Source organism: Allosphingosinicella sp. (assembly GCF_036387215.1).
Taxonomy (GTDB): domain Bacteria; phylum Pseudomonadota; class Alphaproteobacteria; order Sphingomonadales; family Sphingomonadaceae; genus Allosphingosinicella.
Window position 1 is genome coordinate 1 of the sequence record NZ_DASVUE010000398.1, and the last position, 4929, is coordinate 4929.

The 4929-nt window shown below is 64.9% G+C and carries 4 protein-coding genes, 2 tRNA genes and 1 pseudogene; 5 read left to right on the top strand and 2 right to left on the bottom strand.

Translation table 11 applies throughout. The annotated features are described in order from the left end of the window. Positions 1-1119, bottom strand: a 1119-nt coding sequence (locus tag VF662_RS15300; protein WP_464142802.1) for a M1 family metallopeptidase, incomplete at its 3' end; no start/stop codon positions are given. Positions 1120-1309: 190 nt separating this feature from the next. On the opposite strand from VF662_RS15300, the gene lon reads away from it, so the two are divergent. The 3 genes from lon (at position 1310) to VF662_RS15315 (ending at position 4307) form a co-directional block, all read left to right on the top strand. After that, positions 1310-3667, top strand: a complete 2358-nt coding sequence (gene lon / locus VF662_RS15305; RefSeq protein ID WP_464142808.1) for an endopeptidase La — start codon at positions 1310-1312, stop codon at positions 3665-3667. Between the two features lie 148 nt (positions 3668-3815). Next, positions 3816-4091: an HU family DNA-binding protein gene (locus VF662_RS15310; RefSeq protein WP_464142804.1), complete on the top strand. Its 276-nt coding sequence runs from the start codon at positions 3816-3818 to the stop codon at positions 4089-4091. Between the two features lie 141 nt (positions 4092-4232). After that, positions 4233-4307: transfer RNA gene (locus tag VF662_RS15315), tRNA-Val, on the top strand. 23 nt (positions 4308-4330) lie between these two features. Here VF662_RS15315 and VF662_RS15320 read toward each other — a convergent pair. Then, positions 4331-4525: a hypothetical protein gene (locus VF662_RS15320; RefSeq protein WP_464142806.1), complete on the bottom strand. Its 195-nt coding sequence runs from the start codon at positions 4523-4525 to the stop codon at positions 4331-4333. Between the two features lie 146 nt (positions 4526-4671). On the opposite strand from VF662_RS15320, the gene VF662_RS15325 reads away from it, so the two are divergent. Further along, a tRNA-His gene (locus tag VF662_RS15325) sits at positions 4672-4748 on the top strand. Between the two features lie 38 nt (positions 4749-4786). Next, positions 4787-4929: pseudogene (locus VF662_RS15330) on the top strand (amino acid dehydrogenase); the annotation flags it as partial.

Below are 4929 nucleotides of genomic sequence, written 5' to 3' on the forward strand. Positions count from 1 at the left end.
GGCGAACTCGCCGCCCCGCCAGCGGCCGTAGAGCGGCTGCATATAGGCGCCGAAGCCCTCGTGCAGCCAGAAATCGTCCCAATCGGAGGCGGTGAGCTGGTTCGCGAACCATTCGTGCGCGAACTCGTGGTGGAACAGCCAATCGTATCCGGTCGCGGCCTTCTTGAACTCGTTGCCGTAGGCGTTGATCGTCTGGTGCTCCATTCCGAGATGTGGCGTCTCGACGATACCCATCTTCTCGTCGCCGAAGGGGTAGGGGCCGATCAGCGTCTCGTAAAAATCGAGCGTCGGCGCGAATTCCTCGGCAAGGCCCGCCGCCTGCTTCTCATGCCCTTCCAGGTGCCACCATTCGATCGGGATGACGTTGCCGTAGCGGCTGCGATATTCGCTTTTCATCAGCTTGTAGGGGCCGATGTTGAGCGCGATTCCGTAGGTGTTCGGGTTCTTCACCCGCCAGTGATAGGTGCTTCGACCACCGGGCTGCGGAGTGACGCTCTGGAGCACTCCGTTGGAGGGAGCGGCGAGGCCTTCGGGAACGGTGATGCGGATATCCATCAGCGCCGGCTCGCCCATCGGGTGATCGATGCACGGCCAGAAAAGGTCGCAGCCTTCCCCCTGAACCGAGGTCGTGACCCAGGGCTTGCCGCTTTCGGTCTTCGCCCAGGTGAAGCCGCCGTCCCAGGGCGCACGCACCGCCACGTGCGGCGTTCCGCCGTAGCGGATCTCGACGGTGAATGCCCGCCCCTTGGCAATCGTGCGGGGGAGGGCGATCGCCAGGCGACCGTCGGGATTGGACCAGCTGCGGGCGCCGAGCGGCCGCCCGTCAAGCGATACGGCGCTCACCGGCAGGTTGCGGTCGAGATCGATCACCACCCGCCGCACCGGCTGCCTTGCGGTGAAGCGGTGGGTGGCGACGCCCGAAATCTGCTCGCGGTCGGGGAAGACCTCGATCGCGAGGTCGGCGTGATCGAAGATGAGCGCGGCTTGCTCCGGGATCATCTTCCCGCCCGCGCGGGCCGTCTGCGCGGTGAGCGGCGGCTTGCCCTTCTCGGCGGCCGCGGGGGCGGCAAGCGCCAGCGCAAGCGCCAAGGCCGAAATCGCGGCTGCTTTCATCTTCATCCCCTCTTTAGCTCCACGGCCTTATCAAGGGCTGCCGTGCGGGGGACAAGCCCAAAGCCGCGCGGGTTGATGGCGGCGCAGGCACGTCTCATATAAGGTCGTGAGCGCGGCAGCCGCCGTGCGAGTGGAGTTTCTTGTGACCGAATCCTTTCCCGTCCTTCCCCTTCGCGACATCGTCGTATTCCCGCAGATGATCGTGCCGCTGTTCGTCGGCCGCGACAAATCGGTGGCCGCGCTCGAGAGCGCGATGGCGGCGGACAAGCAGATATTCCTCGTCTCCCAGCTCGATCCGGCTGAGGACGATCCCGACCGGGACGCGCTCTACGACCTCGGCGTCGTCGCAACGGTGCTCCAGCTCCTGAAGCTGCCGGACGGAACCGTCCGCGTGCTCGTCGAGGGGCAGCGGCGTGCGTCTCTCTCCTCGCTGACGGAGAAGGGGCAGCACCTCATCGCCGAGGTCGAGCCGATCGAGGCTGAGGAGCCGGAAGGCGCCGAAGTATCGGCTCTGATGCGCTCCGTGGTCGAGCAGTTCGAGAATTACGCCAAGCTCAACAAGAAGCTACCGGCCGAGACCGCGGTCCAGCTGGGGCAGATCGAGGAGGCGTCGCGCCTCGCCGACGCGGTGGCTGCGAACATCAACATCAAGGTGTCCGACAAGCAGGCTCTGCTCGCGGAGCTCAATCCGATCCGGCGGCTGGAGATGGCCTTCGCCTTCATGGAGGGCGAGCTCGGCGTGCTTCAGGTGGAGAAGAAGATCCGCAGCCGCGTCAAGCGGCAGATGGAGAAGACCCAGCGCGAATATTATCTCAACGAGCAGCTGAAGGCGATCCAGCGCGAGCTCGGGAACGAGGGCGAAGAAGGCGAGGGCGACGAACTTGCGGAGCTGGCGCGCAAGATCGCCAAGACCAAGCTTTCCAAGGAAGCGCGGTCGAAAGCGACGCAGGAGCTGAAGAAGCTGAAGGCCATGGCGCCAATGTCGGCCGAGGCCACCGTCTCCCGCAATTACCTCGACGTGCTGCTGGGGCTCCCCTGGGGCAAGAAGTCCAAGCTGAAGCACGACATCTCGGAAGCGCAGCGGATCCTCGACGAGGATCATTACGGCCTTGAGAAGGTGAAGGACCGGATCGTCGAATATCTGGCGGTCCAGGCGCGCACCAACAAGCTGAAGGGTCCGATCCTTTGCCTCGTCGGGCCTCCCGGCGTCGGCAAGACCTCGCTCGGCCGCTCGATCGCCAAGGCGACCGGCCGCGAGTTCGTCCGCCAGTCGCTCGGCGGCGTCCGCGACGAAGCCGAGATTCGCGGCCACCGTCGCACCTATATCGGCTCGCTCCCGGGCAAGGTCGTTTCGAACCTGAAGAAGGCCGGCACATCGAACCCGCTCTTCCTGTTCGACGAGATCGACAAGCTCGGCCAGGATTTCCGCGGCGATCCCGCTTCGGCGCTGCTCGAGGTTCTCGATCCCGAGCAGAATTCGAAGTTCAACGATCACTATCTGGAGATCGACTACGATCTTTCGGACGTGATGTTCGTCACCACGGCGAACTCGATGGACATGCCGCAGCCGTTGCTCGACCGCATGGAGATCATCCGGCTGGAAGGCTATACTGAGGACGAGAAGGTCGAGATCGCCCGGCGCCACCTGGTGCCGAAGCAGATCGAAGCGCACGGCCTCAAGGAAGGCGAGCTGACCTTCACCGAGGAAGGCCTTCGCGCACTCATCCGCCACTACACCCGCGAGGCCGGCGTTCGCACGCTCGAGCGCGAGATCGCCAAGGTGGCGCGGAAGGCGCTGCGGCAGATCCTCGAGGGCAAGGCCGAGAAGGTCGAGCTCACGCCCGACAATATTGCCGATTTTGCGGGCGTTCGCCGCTTCCGGCACGGGGTCGGCGAGGAGGAGGACCAGATCGGGGCCGTCACGGGTCTCGCCTGGACCGAGGTCGGCGGCGAATTGCTGACGATCGAGGCCGTGACCGTTCCCGGCAAGGGCCAGATCAGGACGACCGGCAAGCTCGGCGACGTAATGCAGGAATCGATCCAGGCCGCCTTCTCGTTCGTCAAGGCGCGGGCACCGAGCTACGGCGTGAAGCCGAGCCTGTTCGGGCGGAAGGACATCCACGTCCACTTGCCGGAAGGCGCGGTGCCGAAGGACGGTCCTTCCGCGGGCATCGGCATGGTCACCGCGATCATCTCGACGCTGACGGGGATCCCGGTGCGCCGCGATGTCGCCATGACCGGAGAGGTCACGCTTCGCGGCCGCGTGCTTCCGATCGGCGGGCTCAAGGAGAAGCTGCTCGCGGCGCTCCGCGGCGGCATCCGGATGGTGCTGATCCCTGCCGAGAACGAGAAGGACCTGGCGGAGATCCCGGCCACGATCCGTGAGGGGCTGGAGATCATCCCGGTGGCTCACGTAGACGAAGTGCTCACCCGCGCCCTTGCGACGCCGGTGGTTCCAATCGAATGGACCGAAGCGGATGAACTCGCCGCCGTTCCGCCCGCCGAAATCGCGGCGGCGCAGGACGACATGGCAGGGGTTTCAAGCCGCCACTGATTTGTTGCTTCGCAGCAACGAAAGACGAGCTGGAAAGCGCGATATTCCCCCGGAAAATCGCGCTTTCCTTTTGACTCTCGCGGGGCTCCTGCTCTTAGGTGGAGGTTCGGCATAAGCCGCGATTCCATGCAACAGGGGTGCAGGCAGCATGAACAAGCAGGAGCTTATCGGCCAGGTGGCCGAGACGACCGGACTCAGCAGGAGCGATGCAAGCAAGGCGGTCGAGGGAGTGTTCGACTCCATCGGCGCGGCGCTGAAGCGCGGCGACGAGGTTCGGCTGGTCGGCTTCGGCACCTTCTCCTGCTCGAAGCGCAAGGCGTCCACGGGCCGCAACCCGCGGACGGGCGAGCCGATGTCGATCAAGGAATCGACCCAGCCGAAATTCAAGGCCGGCAAGGGCCTGAAGGACTCGGTCAACGTCTGATCAGGCATAGCCCGATGCGGGTGTAGCGAGGCAATCCGGACGTGGGGCGACGGCCACGGATTGCTTCGCAGCGCTCCTTTTCGCGAAGACGTCAGAGCGCTGGACAGCCCTTCGCACTCACCCTACATGCGCATCCGGCGTGGGCGCGTAGCTCAGTGGTAGAGCACACCCTTCACACGGGTGGGGTCGTAGGTTCAATCCCTACCGCGCCCACCACGCCTTCTTCGTGACTGCCCAAGCTACTCCGTAGCCTGCCCGATCGGCGCTCCGAGCTTCTCCGCCATCCGCGCAACCTCTTCGTCGGTCGGCGGCTCGGGAGCCTCTTGCCCGGGCGTGCGCGCTTCGTCGGGGATGCCGGGGCCGGTACCGGCGATGGTCTCGTTGACCGCTCGCTCGTTCGGGCCGTTGCTGATCTTCTCTCTGTCTTCCGCCATGGTTTTGCTCCGTCGCCTGGAGGCGTGAATGGAGGAGGGCGCGCTCCGGTTCCAATCGCTGCTCCGCTGCCGCCCCGTTTCCCTATCTTTCCTTGACGCTAGGGGGAGGCGGCTCTTATGTGCCCGGCGCGTTTCAAGCGCATGTGGCGATCGTAGCTCAGCTGGTTAGAGCATCGGTTTGTGGTACCGAGGGTCGCGGGTTCAAGTCCCGTCGATCGCCCCACTTTTTGTAGCAAATTCAGCCCTCAGGACAATGAAGCTATGCAGTCGCCGTGGGATTTCCCCGATTTTGACGACCATGAGGTCGTGCATTTCGTCACCGATCGGGAGACGGGGCTGAAGGCGATCATCGCGGTCCATTCGACGCACCTCGGGCCCGGCGCGGGCGGAACGCGGCTGTGGCA